Origin of the sequence: Planococcus sp. SE5232 (assembly GCF_050686535.1) — a bacterium.
In the GTDB taxonomy this organism is placed as follows: Bacteria; Bacillota; Bacilli; order Bacillales_A; family Planococcaceae; genus Planococcus.
The window spans coordinates 872,328-887,738 of sequence record NZ_JBOGCP010000001.1 but is presented as its reverse complement, the minus strand read 5'-3'; the positions used below and the strand labels follow the sequence as shown (position 1 = coordinate 887,738).

General features: G+C 48.2%; 12 protein-coding genes. 2 read left to right on the top strand and 10 right to left on the bottom strand.

Going from position 1 to position 15,411, the window contains the following annotated elements:
- Positions 1–118: 118 nt before the first annotated feature.
- The 10 genes from panF to ACRC6Q_RS04220 all read right to left on the bottom strand — a co-directional run bounded on the left by panF (position 119) and on the right by ACRC6Q_RS04220 (position 10,816).
- Positions 119–1,570, bottom strand: coding sequence for a sodium/pantothenate symporter (panF, locus tag ACRC6Q_RS04265; RefSeq protein ID WP_223634779.1), 1,452 nt, complete (start codon positions 1,568–1,570; stop codon positions 119–121).
- The gene (locus tag ACRC6Q_RS04260) at positions 1,567–1,836 is read right to left on the bottom strand and encodes a YhdT family protein (protein ID WP_223634782.1); all 270 of its coding nucleotides are present in this window, start codon (positions 1,834–1,836) and stop codon (positions 1,567–1,569) included. Before ACRC6Q_RS04260 ends, panF begins: the two co-directional genes overlap by 4 nt.
- Positions 1,837–2,014: 178 nt before the next feature.
- Positions 2,015–3,313, bottom strand: a complete 1,299-nt coding sequence (locus ACRC6Q_RS04255) for an efflux RND transporter periplasmic adaptor subunit (RefSeq protein WP_223634784.1) — start codon at positions 3,311–3,313, stop codon at positions 2,015–2,017.
- The gene (locus tag ACRC6Q_RS04250; RefSeq protein WP_431465867.1) at positions 3,306–3,998 is read right to left on the bottom strand and encodes a hypothetical protein; all 693 of its coding nucleotides are present in this window, start codon (positions 3,996–3,998) and stop codon (positions 3,306–3,308) included. Before ACRC6Q_RS04250 ends, ACRC6Q_RS04255 begins: the two co-directional genes overlap by 8 nt.
- 1,615 nt (positions 3,999–5,613) lie before the next feature.
- Positions 5,614–5,844, bottom strand: a complete 231-nt coding sequence (locus tag ACRC6Q_RS04245) for a DUF2187 family protein (RefSeq protein ID WP_223634790.1) — start codon at positions 5,842–5,844, stop codon at positions 5,614–5,616.
- A 150-nt stretch (positions 5,845–5,994) separates the two neighbouring features.
- Positions 5,995–6,942, bottom strand: coding sequence for a C40 family peptidase (locus ACRC6Q_RS04240; protein ID WP_317851901.1), 948 nt, complete (start codon positions 6,940–6,942; stop codon positions 5,995–5,997).
- Positions 6,943–7,014: 72 nt separating this feature from the next.
- Positions 7,015–7,938, bottom strand: coding sequence for a S66 peptidase family protein (locus ACRC6Q_RS04235; RefSeq protein WP_431465866.1), 924 nt, complete (start codon positions 7,936–7,938; stop codon positions 7,015–7,017).
- A gap of 80 nt (positions 7,939–8,018) precedes the next feature.
- Positions 8,019–8,843: a M55 family metallopeptidase gene (locus ACRC6Q_RS04230; RefSeq protein WP_431465865.1), complete on the bottom strand. Its 825-nt coding sequence runs from the start codon at positions 8,841–8,843 to the stop codon at positions 8,019–8,021.
- Positions 8,844–9,368: 525 nt separating this feature from the next.
- A complete protein-coding gene (locus ACRC6Q_RS04225; RefSeq protein ID WP_223634802.1) occupies positions 9,369–9,839 on the bottom strand; it encodes a transcriptional regulator in 471 nt (156 codons plus the stop codon).
- A gap of 605 nt (positions 9,840–10,444) precedes the next feature.
- On the bottom strand, positions 10,445–10,816 hold the full coding sequence (locus ACRC6Q_RS04220; RefSeq protein WP_431465864.1) for a hypothetical protein: 372 nt from the start codon (positions 10,814–10,816) through the stop codon (positions 10,445–10,447).
- Between the two features lie 198 nt (positions 10,817–11,014).
- Between ACRC6Q_RS04220 and ACRC6Q_RS04215 the strand changes: the two genes are divergently transcribed.
- Both ACRC6Q_RS04215 and ACRC6Q_RS04210 read left to right on the top strand, forming a co-directional pair.
- Complete coding sequence (locus ACRC6Q_RS04215) at positions 11,015–12,547, top strand: hypothetical protein (RefSeq protein ID WP_431465863.1); 1,533 nt, start codon at positions 11,015–11,017, stop codon at positions 12,545–12,547.
- Complete coding sequence (locus ACRC6Q_RS04210) at positions 12,544–15,267, top strand: DEAD/DEAH box helicase (protein ID WP_223634810.1); 2,724 nt, start codon at positions 12,544–12,546, stop codon at positions 15,265–15,267. The genes ACRC6Q_RS04215 and ACRC6Q_RS04210 overlap by 4 nt, the downstream gene beginning before the upstream one ends.
- The last annotated feature ends 144 nt before the right edge of the window (positions 15,268–15,411 follow it).

Genomic DNA, 15,411 nt, shown 5'->3' with positions numbered 1-15,411 from the left:
ATCGGTCGAATCGCTAAGCCGCAGGAGTCTTCGCTGTTTTGCTCCATATCTATGCAAACGCTCCAGCGCCGGTGTGTCTACAGGCTAGGCAAAGCAATCTCCTCAATCCCCTATTTCATCAACGTACATTATAATTATAAGCCTTCCTGCCGATCAACAAACTAAAGGCAATGAAAGCGACGAGCGACAAGAGCACCGGCAGCGTCACGGTATGGACGCCGAACAGGTTGCCGTTTTCCAGGTTGTAGAAATGCAGCCCGATATAGCTGAGGATTCCGGTCGCCATCGATGCGATTGCGCCGTATTTATTGCCCCATTTCCAATACAGACCCAAAACGATCGGCCAGATGAAAGCTGCTTCCAAGCCTCCAAAGGCGAACAGGTTCAGGAAGATCAGCAAGTCGGGCGGATCCAAGGCCAGCAGAAAGACGATGATTCCCAGGATGCCTGTGACACCGAATGATACGCGCTTGATGGTTTTGATGGTGGCGTCCGGTTTTATGTAATTCAAGTAGACGTCTTTGACGATCGACGAGCTGACCAGCAGCAATAAGGAATCGACGGTCGACATGATGGCAGCCATCGGAGCGGCGAGAACGATGCCGGCTACCCACGGCGGCAAAGTTTCCAGCGCAATGAGCGGGATGACTTTGTCGCCGATTTCAATTCCCGGAAGTACAGGACGTGCAAAAACGCCGATCAAATGCATATTGAGCATGATGAAGCCGGTGACGATCGTCCCGATGATCAAAGCTCTGTGCATCGAACGTGAATTCTTGTAGGACATCGCCCGCACGGCAATCTGCGGCAGGCCGACGACGCCGACACCGACCAGGATCCAGAATGACGACACGTAAGCGGCACTTAAATCACCGCTTGCTCCGTATGGCGTGACCAGATTCGGGTTTTCATTGATGAGATCATTGACGATGTTCGGAATGCCTCCCCCTGCGATGATGACCGCGATCAGCAGGACCAATGTTCCGATCAGCATAACTGCACCCTGTACGGCATCGGTCAATGCAACTGCACGGAACCCGCCGATGGTGACGTAAACAAGGACACTGGCGGCAAATAAAAATAAAGCCGAATTATACGATAAGCCCGTCAGTGATTCCACGAGGCGAGCGCCGCCGATCCACTGCGCCGCCATGGCAGAGAAAAGGAAGATGATGATGCTGAGTGCCGACAACAGCACGACGGCTGTACTGTCATAGCGCGATTTCAGGAAATCGATCATGGTGACGGCTTTGTAGCGGCGGGCCATGATGGCGTATTTCTTGCCGAGGATCATCAGGACGAAATAGCCGGTGACCACTTGCGACATTGCAAGCAAGACCCAACCGAAGCCCATCGTATAGGCAGTTCCGGGTCCGCCCAAGAAACTCGACGCACTGCCGTAGGTTGCCACCATGGTCATGGCCAGGACAAATCCGCCGAGTTCACGGCCGCCCAGGAAATAATCGCTGATGAAATTGGAGGACGCCGATAATTTACGGCTTGCCCAATAGCCGATAAAGAAGATGATCAACAAAAAGACGATCATCGGTACTAATACAGCGTAATTCATTGGGAATCCTCCTCTTCCTCAAATGGGACTTCTACAAAGAAGAATTTCACGATGACGATCACCAGCACCGCAATCACCAAAAAGCCGACGACGCAGCTATAGAAAAACCAATCCGGCAAACCGAAGACATAGCTGTATTCCTCTACCGGCCGTGAACCCATGCCATATGCAAATCCAAACCACCAGACAAAGTTGAACAGCGCCAAGCCCACGCCGATCCGTGCTTCCCGGTGTGCTATCTTAAATCGCCAATCTGTTTCTTCCATTTCTGTTCACTCCGTTCACTCGCTATTTTCATTTCATGTCAGCAGTGGTTCAAGATCTCCACTGAGCAGTTTTATCTCAATCCATCGTACACTATTGCACCCTGCAGATTAACCCCCATGCTCTTTTGAACAATCAAAAACCCGAAAGCTGTTGCTTCCGGGTCGGTCTAATGAATGGTTAACGAGCCAGCAGGTATTCGACGTAGGCACGCCAATACGTATTTTTGGCGTATTCGAAATCAGGCTGGTGGCTTGGGAACGGCATGAAGACCTTTGGAGGCGAAACGAAGTTCTCCAGTTTTTCCTCATGGATGACAACCGTTCCGGCTTCAGGGCCCTCAGACAGCACGGCTCTCGCACCGTCTTCAAAATTGGTTGCCACTGCCAGAGTCTTCGGCCGGCCATTGATGTTCAAGGTATGGGTTTTGCCTTCCGTACCGTCATAGTTGAAAAGCCAGGTGGTCGGAAGAGCTACCGCGTCTTCTGCGGTTTCCAAGGTAATGGATGTATTGACGTTGCTGCCATAAGGCATGGTATTTTCAATCGGCGTATCCGCAACAATCCGCACTTCGTAATAGGCGAGCGGGTTGTTCTGTTCTTTCGGATCTAACTGATGATAGGCTTCCAGCCATTTCGATTCTTCAGCCGGCATCTTGGAAACACTTTGGACCGTTCCAGTCGCGATGCCGTCTATGCCTTCACCTTCAATTTTAACCAGATCCGCCACTTCAACCAGCGGCCATTCATCCTCCAGCACATAGCTGAGGAATACTTTTTCATTTGAATAGAGTTCGATGCTCAACGGTTCTGTGTCCCGGTTGATCTTAGCGACTGTTCCATCCACTGGGCTGATGACCGATGGATTCGACAGGCTTTGCGATAATTGCGCCTCGAGCACTGCCAATTGCGATTCAATCGAAGCCAGCTGTTGTTCGGCCTGCGCAATGCCTGCGGCGTAGGAACCATCCTGCGGAACTGCTACACCGACCGAAACATTGACATCAAACTGAATGGTCTCATCCTCGTCATTGGTGATTTCGGAATTATCGGTCGCGTCCTGTGAGACCGGTCCGCCTTGGGCAGCTCTCGCCTGCTGAAGTGTGGCAAGTGAACTTCTTACTTCTGTCCGTTGCCCTTCCAAAGCGGTTTTCTGTGTTTCCCAAACCGCACGCTGCTCTTCGGTTTCCGCTTCGTTCAATGTAGCAAGTTCGGATCCTGCTGTAACGCTGTCGCCTTCACCCACCATCCATTGCTGAAGCGCTTCATGGTCCTGTACATAGATTTTCACGGTTCCCTGCGGCGCCGTCAATGCTTCTTTGAACATCTGGGTCTCGTATGTATGCGTATAGGCCTGTTCATAGTCACTGACATAAACGCTTTTCGAAAGGATGCTTTTTTCGCCGAACATTAAAAGGGAGTTGGCTGTCAGAAAGGCGATGACTGCAACTGATAAGCCTACAAAAAAGAATCTATTCAACCGAATTGCCCCCTTCCATGAACCCGCTCAGCATATCGTCCACTGGAATCAGGCCAAAAGATGCCACAATCAGGGCAGCAAAGATATGGAGAATGATCAAGCCGAATAAAATCAGCTTCGGGTTGATTTTCGTAAAGCTGCGGATAAATCGGTACTGCACCGCAATAATCAGCGAAGTGAATAAAGTCAGTTGGTTAAAGAAATAAATCAGGAAGTGGTTATCCAGGAATGTCGCGGCAATCGGTCCAAACGAAAAGATTGATACGGGCATCGTAAAACCGGTCACAGAAAACAATGCGAAAACCAAGCCCTTTTCGATGACCAGCAATGCAGTGACATAGGTCTGCATAATAATTGCTGCCCGCCATGGCATTCTGAGAATTTTGCTGAATAGAAAAGCGGCGCCATAAAGATGGAAAGCCAAATAGAAGCCTGCCCATAGCAGTGTTCCGACAAGCGATGTCCAACGTGCCAATGTATAAGCGTCCCACATGCCCGCTGCTAATAGCGGCGTCAGGGAATCGGTGTTCATGCCCCAGATTTCACTGATGGCAAAGACCAGCAAGCCGATGGCGATGATGCAGGCAATGCGTTTATTGACGTTGCGCATTTCGGTATTTTGGATATTATGTATAAGTTGCCCTTGTCTTGGGAAGAAGTGCCAGAATCTGAAGTCTGATATCATGCGCGTATGTCCTTTCAAGGCAATTGACGTTCTGCTTCACTTTACTTTACCAAAAAACCTTCCCCTTTGGAACGCATTAGCTGCCACATTTTCCAATATTTAAAAGGTTTGAGCCAAAAGGCTTAGAAGAATGGTTGAGGAGAGATTGAGAAGGTGGAAGAATTTGCTCCAGGCGGACAAGACATTGGCCGAAGGGAGTTCGGACAGTGGCTTTGCGACGAAGCTAGCGCAGCGATTGTAGGAGCATTCATATAGGGGTAAAGAAATCGCTCCAGAAGGACGCTTTCCAGGGGGCTTGCGCCGAACTAACTCGGGCTATGGCCCGAGTGGATTTCGGCACTTCGCTGCTCCCCAAGGAGTCGCCTCCTTCCGCTCTTTCTCCTAGGTTTCTTCAAATTGATAGAAAGTGAGGGGGTAAGCATCTCTGTTGTCTTCATTTGAAGAGAGAAAGAAATGATTTGCCCTTATGCTTTTCGCGTGAGAAAAAGCGGGCATGTTGGAGGAGCGAAGCGGATCGCTTTTGGTTTTAAGTTTGTGGGTAGTTGTGAGTGAGAGGTTGTATACTTCTACATAAACTTTTTATGGTTCTACCTAATTTTTGTGAACGGCTACATGACCGCTTCCCCTCTATACATGAACCTGTTGCTCCTTTATCTGCACATTTCCCTTCCTTACCTGAATTCCACCTATTCCAATAAGTTCAAGCCCCTAAATGGAAGCTGTTCGCGGGGCGAACAGCCCATCATAGGAAGCGACACTCTCTATCCTGACTTAGCTCACACCCAGTGATGGATTCCCCCACTCAACACATGATTTGTCAGTACATTTTCACGGAATTCATGTATGGATCCAAAAGGATGAGATAAAAATGCCACTTGTTCCAGTATAAGTACAAAACTCTCAGCTAGCCACTCGAAAACTTCATGTAGAATATGTCTCCGATCAACATTACAAGCGAAGGCGCGTGCACTACCGCTGCCGAGCGTTTTCAGAACCCTACAAAATATACCATCCACAAAAAAAGAAAGTTGGCTTCCTACAAAACAACACCCAGCTGAGGCGCGCCGCCGGAGGGGACGGAGCCATAAGACTGGCAAGCGGAGCGCTGTCCGGCTTATGGCGGGAGTCCTCTCCAAAGCGCCGAAGCGGCTTGCAGACCCCAGCTCAAACTACTACCACTAGCCAAAAGCTCCTCTCCCTATCCAAGCGAAGGCGCGTGCACCACCGCTGCCGAGCGTTTCCAGAACCCCACTCCCCCTACCACCAAACAAAAAATCAGGCTGCTGCGTACAAGCCCCACACCCAGCTAAGGCGCGGCACCGGAGGGGACGGAGCCATAAGACTGGCAAGCGAAGCGGTGCCCGGCTTATGGCGGGAGTCCTCTCCAAAGCGCCGAAGCGACTTTCAGAACACAGTAAAAAATACTACTGCTCACCAAACCGCTTACAGAATCATTCCAATTTACTCCACTCACTAAGCGAAAGCGCGTCTTTCCAAAGCACCGAAGCGGCTTGCAGAACACGGTAAAAAATACTCCCGCTAACTAAGAAGCTTCTTATAAAAAAGTACAAAAAAAGAAGGCTACCTTTGGCAGACAGCCTTCTTTCTAATGGAATTATGCTTCGACGATGCGGTATTTCTTATGTGAAATTACGGTCATGTTGGATGGCGCACCGATTTCTTTTGCGTCTTCTGGTGAAATCTCAACAATTACCGAGTTGTCCATAATTTTAAAGATGGTGCCGTTCACATCGACGCCGTTGCGAGTGAAGGAAATCCATTCACCGATGTAGCGCGCTGCTACGAATTCTGATACTTCTTTTTCATGGGGTTGGAATGCCATCATTACCACGCCTCTCTTTTTAAACACTATCTGTTTATTATAACACATTTCGCTGCCCATTTCATCTCTAAGCAAACGCTCCAGCTAAATGATTTTATTCACAAAGCTGTTGATAGCGGGCTGTTTGGAAAATACAGAGAGGAAGTATCCCCTTTAGTCCTGTTCTTCAGTTTCCACAAATCGGCGAACGGTGCATAACTCCGTTTCGTGTTTGGTGCCGGCCAGTTCAATGATTTCCACTGACTTTCCGGGAGTCGGGGAATGCAGCATCAAGCCGTTGCCATAATAGACCCCCACATGGTGAAGATTGCCTTTTCCTTCTTCATAGGCAAAGAACAGCAAATCACCGATATGCCAGGAATTCTGGTCATGCTGATCAATTTCGCTGCCTTCCATCGCTTGATCGACGGCATCGCGTGAAATGATGATGCCGTTTGCTTTCATTAAATTATAAGTGAACCCCGAACAATCATAACCGTAGCTCGACATGCCGCCCCATAGATAAGGCAGGTCTAAGAATCCTGCTCCCAGCTTGGCGATGTCCAGGCCGCTCCCCTGCGGACTTTGGTTATAGGCGGCAACTATTTCCACAGCATCCGCCATGACCAGCGCATCGCCATCCGGTGTTTGCAGGCGGACGAAATCGCCAAGTTCCTTGACCGGCAATAACGTATTGAAGGATACCGCTTTCAAAGGCTTGAATTCTTCTGTCCAGAGCTGGGCTTTGTTGGCCGTTACACGGGCATATCCGAGCTCAGTTAGGGCTTCGACTTCCTTCAATTGATCCTTTGGCACCCATCCCGGGTAGCCCCGCTCATCTTTGTGGCATGGCTGCCAAAGCGCGATGATTTTCGCCCAGCCATCCACTACTTCCTCGACCAATACAGGCTCGCCATAGAGAAGCTGCGTCTGGATGCGCCCACTGTCCGTCAGGTCTTTATTGTCCGCACGGCTCATTTCCTGCAGCCATTTATTGATGTTCGGATTTTCTGAAATGCCTTCCGCATCGACGGGACGCGCTTTTTCCGGCGCTGTCCAAACGGTTGCGACCGGCACACTACATACCCACGCCGTAGATTCTGTCTGCAGCAAATTCTCCACTCCATTTCTTTTTCGGATTATCCCGCTTTAACAGGCAGTGTGGGATGCCCCCCCACTGATTGAAGTTTCTCTTTATTCGACTCCTGGAAGGATGGTCAAGGTTTTCGCGTCTCCATCCAGCCGTGCAAGCGCCCCCAGCGGTACCGAGAAATGCGGTTCGCAATGGCCGATTTTAAAGCCTTTGACGACTGGAATTTTCAAGTCGTTGAAGTAATCGTTGAATACCTGGTCCAACGTCAGTGACGGCTTGCGTTTTTTCGGGCTGGCATTTTTGAAGTCGCCGACGACAATGCCTGCCGCTTCATCGAATTTGCGCGCCATCCGCAATTGGTTGAGCATTTCGTCCACTTCGTATGGCTCTTCATCAATGTCTTCAATCAATAAAATTTTGCCTTTGACATCCAAGTCGAACTTGGTGCCGATTGCACTGCGAATCAGCGACAGGTTTCCGCCGACCAGTTCACCCTGTGCGACTCCACCGACCAGTGTTTCGAGCGGTGCGACTTCTTCTGTATAATGCAGCTCAAATGGTTCGAACAATTGGCCGAACATGCGGCCGCTGCGTTCATGGAATTCCGGCTTGCCGACATCAGATGCCAGCATCGGTCCGTGGAATGTCACCATCTCGGCGTATTCGCCGATCGCTGTATGTAAAAAGGTGATGTCTGAATAGCCCCAGAACACTTTCGGGTTTTCCATGATCATGGCGTAATCGATCTTATCTGCATAACGCGCAGCACCATATCCACCGCCCGCGCAAATGATGCCGGACACTTCCGGGTCTTCGAACATGGCATGAAGATCGGCCAGACGTTCTTCATCTGTTCCCGCTAAATAGCCATGGGCAGCATCAACCGATTTGCCAAGCTTGATTTTTAAACCCAGTTCTTCCAGAAACGGCAGTGCTTTCTGCAGGTTTTCTTGATTGGGCGGACTCGAAGGCGCAATGATGCCAACGGTGTCCCCTTTTTTCAGTCGTTTCGGCAATTTCCGCAAAATGATCTACTCCTCTTTTTCTGTATTTCAGGCTTTTTTCATTATAACCTGAAATCCGCTTTAGTTAATCAACCCGCGATTCAGCAGAACTTCGCCTGCATGGCAAGTTCACTCATCACCAGCATGGCCCGGTAAGCTTCCAGAATATCTTTCGCCTGGAAATGCACGATGGTCGTGCCTTCCTCCAACTCACAACCCGGCATCATAGCGGCAAGTTCTGCTTCTCCATAATTCGTGAACTCGATTTTCAACAGCGGTGTCTCGGGCGGCACCAGCGGCTGGACATTCGCCCGGTTTTCAATGGCGCGGATGGTTTGTTCGCGCAAAAGCTTTTGCGCTTTTTTCGGATGCAGGGTTCGAACAGCTGAACGCGTCAGCGATTGTTTGACTGCCGCTGTCGTGATGTTCGGGATCAAGGCTTCTGCTTCCCGGCATGCACAATCGTCTCCAGCGACCATTAGAACCGGGACCCCGTGATAGCCGGCAACATATGCATTAAAGCCAAGTTCCCCTACTTCCACGTCATTGATCCACATGGTCCGGACCGCAAAAATCATGGAATGGGCCATAACCCCCTTTTGGCCTGCCCGTGCATGGTAGCCGGCAAAAAAAGCACCCGTGTAACTGCTGTCCAAGCCCTCAACCATCGAAAATGCCTTTACCCCTCCGGTAATCAAGTCCGCTTCTTCATGCAACTCTTCTGCAATCAGGTTATTCATTTTTGAATGGCTGTCGTTGATCAGAAATTCTTCGGCTCCCGCATCAAATGAGCCACGGACGATGGCATTGGCATCCGCCGTCATCAGGCGGCGTCCCCGCTCGTAATTGTTTTCTTTCGAATCCACATATGTATAATCCGGCAAAGCTGTAACACCTTCCATATCCATCGATAAATAGAATTTCATAATGAATACTCCCCCTTCTCTGTCTTCGTTACGGTCCATATGACTCAATGTACCAATACCCGCTCCATAGTTCAATCCAGCTCTGATCCCTTGCTGCTTCAAAGTCGGGACGACTTAACAATTTTTTAGTTTATTTTTAGAATTTTTAGTTATTTTGTATGATGTTTATTAAGAATCATTTATTTATACTAAAAAACAAGTTAGCGAATACGGTAACTTGCCTGTAAGATCTTCCATCAACAAAACCCAATCGAAAAGGAGCGGATTATGATGAATTTTGACAAAGTACTTGAGCTCGGCTGGGGAGATCTTGCAATCGGTGTGGCTGGTTCGACGGCAGTCATGTTGTTTATCAATTTTTACACTTTGATGTAAGGGGTGACTTATGAATAGTGAAGAAACCTAAAAGCTCTTTTCCCTTTCAAGCGGAAAAGAGCTTTTGCTGTTCCATTTAATCCCATTCAAAAACGCCTCCCCTTAATGATCCGGAAAGGCGTTCTTTATCCATAGGCTGCTGATTTCACTTTACAAACCTCCATGTAGTTGTTGTGATTCCCGCTGTTGGGCCAATAATTCATCGAACATCGCTCGGTCTCCTGCACTCAATGCTTCATCAATCATACGGCTGTAGTTTTCCTGCTCCAGAAAATAGATGGCGTCCGCCGCTTCTTTTCTCGACTGTTCGTTGACCTCGATCAATTCAGCTCGCTCTTCCTGCAGGATCGCTTGAAGATGTCTGTGAATATCCGACACGAGCAACAATTGGTATAGAGGTAAGCGAATAAAGCGATTGCCTTTCTGGAAGACGAAGACTTCCGAGAGATTTTCAACCTGGAATGTGTTGAGGTTGACGATGATCTCTTTGCCTTCCACAGGAATGAAATGGAACAGCTCGTCGTCTTTCATGATAGAGAAGTACTGATAAGCAAACACGAACTTCACCAAATGCCCTTCTTTCTTTGTATAGAACGGCTTCATGAGCTTCACATGCAACATCTGACTCACCCCCATCTTTTTTGTAATATTCTGATTACATATATCATACCATAAAAACCGCTTTTCGAACATAGAATTGCATAAGAACAGTCTTATACAATAGACGTATCAGGCTACGATTTTGTTACAAATTTGACATAATATTAGCAATTTTTAATAAATACGAGACAAAATTATTGCGTCTTCTTGAAACCTTTTTAGAAGAACCAGAAAAATATGCCACCATTCCCAACCGAAGGCGCGTGCACCACCGCTGCCAAGCGTTTTCAGAACCTTACTTTCCTTACCACCCACAAAAAAGAAGGATGATGGTTGCGTATAAACTCCACACTCAGCTGAGGCGCGCCACCGGAGGGGACGGAGCCATAAGACTGGCAAGCGGAGCGGTGCCCGGCTTATGGCGGGAGTCCTCTCCAAAGCGCCGAAGCGATTTACAGAACCCGTAAAGAATACTGCCACTTAAACCACTTACAGAATCACACAAACCTAATCCTCTCTAAAAGCCGAAGCGATTTATAAAACCGTTCTAAAACTACCCCAACAGAAAAAGCCTGTCCACCATCCCAAACTCGGATTAGCGAACAGGCTTTTCATATAGAGCTTCCTTATTTCTTGCTGCGTGTCCGCTGGTGGCGATGCCGCGGAGGACTGACCATGAAATGCATTTCATCCGGATTGATGTAAATCGAAACTTTATCCATAATATAAGCCACCAGACTATGGAACTCTTCATCTGACATTTGCCGTTTGTAAAAAATGATTCGGTTCATTTTGAAATCGACCTGTATCTGTTCCAGGTAATCCGGAAACAGCCGCGGGTTTTGGATACTGTAACAATCACCATCTGACGAAATTTGCCAGCTGATCTTACCAAATACCAATTCAGCTTTCGCATAGATTACTTCCCAAGCCACAACGTCCTTTGGATGCAACACAGAACGCAAGTCGGGGATTTCCAAAACAAACGAATTGAGCAACGATCATTCTCCTATCTCCATTAAATTATTTAGAACTTTATTACTACTATAGTACCATTTACTTTACATAAAACAAGGACTACCGAAAAATAAACCAGCGGCTTTCCGGGAGATGGAAGAGCAAAGTATTCTTCATCGTTTACGGAGCAGTCAGAAAGACGTATAATAGAAGGAAAGTTTTATTTTGGGGCGATGCATATGGCTACGGTTCAATCCCTGGCGAAAAGATTCGAAGATACGATTCACAATTATATGGCTGCTATCGACAAATCACTTCTACCGACGCGTGCTTCGGATGAAGAAATGGTTCGAAAAGCAGTCTTTTTAGTGCGCCATGACGGCGTACAGATTCAGTCGTTCAATGAGGAACGGCTTTTACTCGAGGCAATTGTCAAAGATGCACATGCAGTTAAAGTCATTCTCAATTTCGATAAGCTCACGGCAATATGCGCTTGTCCGCAGGAGACGATGTGCCGTCACCGATTGGCGGTCATTTTTGCGCTATATCAAAAAATCGGTTCTCTTTCCGAATGGGTAGCGTCATGGCGTGAGCCTGAAAGCAAACAATTGGCTTTGTTGTCTGAAAAACGCTCTCCTGAACAATGGACAAAGCTGATCCGCAGCATCTGGCGTGATGCGATTCCAGATTACACCACCCGGAATTACTTCTATTTTGAACAGATGTACGATGGACGTCTGAAAAACGCCTTATCCTATGTGCCTTTAGAGCGGGAGTGGAAAGTGCTGTACCGCGCCTATGCGCATTTTATTTCCTTGACGGAAGTGTGGGCTACCTTCATCGCCGGCACTCAGGAAGTCCATCACTCATTCTTCAAAACATGGTTTGACGATGAACTGCATGAATTACGTGATTTGCTCGCTCAATTGCGTGTTCAACACCGAACATTTGAAGCGGATGCTTTTTTTGAATACTTGAAAACCTTGATCCGTGAATTTATGGAAGTGAAGGACAGTTCGTTTTCACAGCGTTTCTCACTTTACCAGCTGTTTTGGACCAATCTGTTCACCACCAGCAGACTTCGTGAAGAAGAACTGGCCGCATTGAAAAATCCGGATGAACGATTGAAGGCGTTTTTCGCTGTCATTTTAAAGAAAGATTTGGATATCAAAAAAATATCACCGAACGAAACGCATGATTGGGTAGAACTGGCGGTTCTTGCCGAAGGGGAAAATCATCCGCAGGCATTGACGACTATTTTGCTGGCAATCAAACCACATGTAAAGACCTTCCTTTTTGAAGGGCTTTATACACAATATCGCCATCAATACGTGCGTACGCTCAGCCGCTTATTTTCACAAATCGAATTGAGCGAGTACGACTGGGAAGATCTGTTCAAGCAATTCGGCCATTACGGGCTGCCCGCCTACTCTGCTTACTTAGTCGAAAAACAATTATACAAACAATGGGCAGAACTGCATCACCTCCATAATTCGCCTTTGTATTTTGCAGAGGAATGCGGACTCAAGGAAGTCCAGACGTCAGCACCGGATTATGTGCTCCCGCTGTTCCACCGGTATGCGCTGGCTCACCTTGAAGAGCGCAATCGCCCGAGCTATAAACAAGCGGTCCGCATCTGGAAAAAGATGAAGGCCGCCTGCAAGAAAAGCGGTCAAATGGAGTTCTGGACTGCATACATCAATGAAATCCGTACGCAGAATAAACGCCTGCGTGCACTCCAGGAAGAGATCGAGAAAGGAAATCTGATATGAATCAATTCCAAACTGAAGGAAGCCGCCTCTACTATCTAACCATTAATCGTGGAGAGCTTTTCCGTATTCAGGCTACCAATGAAGCCGGCAACCGGATTCCTCCGGAAATCTGGAAACCGTATTTGTATTTTTTGGACAAGGACAGCTTTTTCGGTTTGACAGCTCAGACAGATGGTTTGGACCTGGTGTTGACTCCCGCTGATTTTGTACGTCTATTTCAAAGCGAACCTCACCATTACGTGACATTCGCCGGACAGCGTGCAGAAGATGAAGGCTGGTTGAAACTTGCTGGAAAAGTCGCCGATTCTTTAAGCGATCCAATATTATGGGACCATGTTTCGGTTGAAGACGGAGACATTGTCATCAGTGATAAGTACGGAGATCAGGAAATCCGGACATTCCTCAGCGATACGATCCATCATCAATTGCGCCAGAAAGGCTTATCGGTTGCTCAGCTGCCTTATATTCAAGGTTTTGTCCAAAAAGCAGGGTGGCAGGGAATGGCGGATGCAGATGACTATGTCGTCGCCGTACAACTGAGCGAACCGGATGCGGATGAGTTTTGGTCTTTTAAAGTCGTAATGCGCTCGAAACGTGGCAGTGTCTACTGGTCGCCTTCCAAACGCCGTGCCGATGAACCGATCGATAAGGCCTTGCCTGAGAAGTGGCGCGCGTTTACCGAAGATATCAAAGAGCGCCAAGCGCTGCTGTTGAGTTTATGCCCTTCTGTTGAGCGGTTTGATGAAGACCGTTTTTACCACGCTGAGTGGACAGATGGAGAAATTCTCGAGTTTCTCCGCAATGATGCAGAAATCCTCCAGGCCTTCGGTGTTGAAGTGTCGATTCCTTCATGGTTGAAGGCCGTCCAGGAGTCGAAGATCCGTGTCAAAGCCAACGTCAACTCACCGATCAAGAAAGCATCGGTTGTCGGGCTTGACCAGATCGTCAATTTTGACTGGCAGTTTTCGCTGAATGGCCATGAATTGAGCATGCAGGATTTCCAACGCCTCGTTTCCGAAAACAAGGAATTTATCCGCATCGGCAATGAATGGGTGCGTGTCGATTCAAACCTGTTGATGCAATTGCGGAAAATGATTGAAGAAGCGGAAGATGCAGACTGGACAATCAAAGATATGCTGTTCCAGAACGTTCCCGAAATCATGTTGGAGGAGACAGCGGACGAAGAAGATCCGCTGGTTGAATTCCATTTGAACCGTTCTCTGAAAACCTTGCTGGATAAGCTGCTGGACAAACGCGACCTGCCGGAAACCGCCTTGCCGCAGAACCTGTTGACGGAGCTGCGCCCTTACCAGAAGATCGGTTTCGATTATTTGGTGTTTATGCGCGAAGAAGGCTTTGGGCTTTGCTTAGCGGATGATATGGGGCTCGGAAAGACCGTTCAGCTGATTACGTACCTCTTGCATGTGCATGGAAAGAATCCGGATCAGCCCTCACTGATTGTCTGTCCGACTTCTGTGCTCGGCAACTGGCAGAAGGAATTGGAACGTTTTGCGCCTGCTTTGAAGGTTGTCACCCATTACGGCAGCATCCGTCCGAAAGGCGAAGAATTCAATGCCTTTTTAGCGGAAGAAAAACCGGATGTCGTGTTGTCGACTTACGGCATTGCGTCTTCTGACGGCGAAGAAATGCAGAGCCTGCATTGGTCGAGCATTACGCTGGATGAAGCACAGAACATCAAGAATATGTACACCAAACAATCGCGGACGATCCGCAAGTTCAAAGGTGACCACCATATCGCCTTGACGGGAACACCGATTGAAAACCGCCTGTCTGAGTTGTGGTCGATCTTCGACTTTATCAATAAAGGCTACCTGTACCGCATCAAGCAGTTCCAGGAAAACTTCATGATTCCAATCGAACGCGACAATTCTGAAGAACATAAGGAAAAATTGCGTCAACGGATTCAGCCTTTCCTTTTGCGCCGGACGAAGAAAGATCCGGACCTGCAATTGAACCTGCCCGAAAAGCTGGAACAGTTGGAGTATTGTCCTCTGACGCCCGAACAGGCCGCTCTTTACGAAGGGTTGGTACAGGATACGGTGCAGAAAATGGAGACGCTCACAGGTTTTGAGAAAAAAGGGCTGGTATTGAAAATGCTGAGCAAATTGAAGCAGCTATGTAATCATCCGTCTCTGTACTTGAAAGAGCCGTATACGAGCGCTGCTGAAATCATGCCCCGTTCTCAAAAACTGGAGCGCATTGTGACCTTGGCCGGGGAAATTGCAGAACGCGGGGAACAATGTTTGATCTTTACGCAATACATCGGAATGGGGCATTTGCTGCAACAGGCCATAAATGAGCTGTATGGCCATGAAGTGCCATTCTTGACCGGCAGCATGCCGAAACAGCAGCGTGATTCACTTGTGGCTTCTTTCCAGGCTGGTAAATTCCCAATTTTCATCCTATCCTTGAAAGCAGGTGGCACCGGCCTTAATTTGACCGCTGCAACTCACGTTCTTCATGCGGACAGATGGTGGAATCCGGCTGTCGAAAACCAGGCGACTGACCGCGCCTACCGCATCGGACAGACGCAATTTGTCCATGTCCATAAATTTGTAACGATCGGGACGATCGAGGAGAAAATCGATGCCCTGCTGGTGCAAAAGCAATCGATGTCCGAAGAATTCATCCAATCCAGTCAGTGGATGACCGACCTATCGGATAATGACTTGAAGGAATTGTTCACGTATTCACTTTAACTATATAAGTTGAACAAATATGCCATAACAGAAATGATTTAATTATGGATATTCCACAAACCAGCTCCGCTTTCCTACGGGCTTGCGACGAGGAGGCTCAGCGCTTCGTCCGCGGAAAGCATCCGCCTGGAGCGCTTTCTTCGT